The organism is Polaribacter sp. BAL334, from assembly GCF_015767435.1.
Lineage (GTDB): Bacteria > Bacteroidota > Bacteroidia > Flavobacteriales > Flavobacteriaceae > Polaribacter.
Window position 1 is genome coordinate 1 of sequence record NZ_JADWOV010000068.1, and the last position, 378, is coordinate 378.

The window sequence follows — 378 nt, forward strand, 5'->3', positions numbered from 1 at the left end:
AGGTATTCAAAACTTAAAACCAAATGTTCGTGAGCTGTATCTTCTTGTTTTTCTAATATTTCATACAGTTGCAATAATGACTTATTGATCTCTTTTGGTTTACGAGAGATGTCAATAAAATGGTGGCCTGTTAAGTCAAATTTAGATATGAAGCAATTCTCAATTTTTGGTCTGTTTAGTTCTTCCCAACAGCAATAGACTTTGTTTCCAAAATATAAACAAGGAAAACCAGACAGACTAAATCTATTATTTCCAATTAGATGTCTTTTTTCATAAGGAATATGAAATAAATCTTTTGCAGTAAAACCTGAATTATATGTCGAGTCATTTGTCCTGATTCTGTAAACATAGTCCGTTTCAGATTTTCCTGTATAGTGG

Annotated in this window: 1 pseudogene; it reads right to left on the reverse strand. The window is 31.0% G+C overall.

The annotated features are described in order from the left end of the window. Positions 1-378 (reverse strand): annotated as a pseudogene (locus IU405_RS00375) (hypothetical protein); the annotation flags it as partial.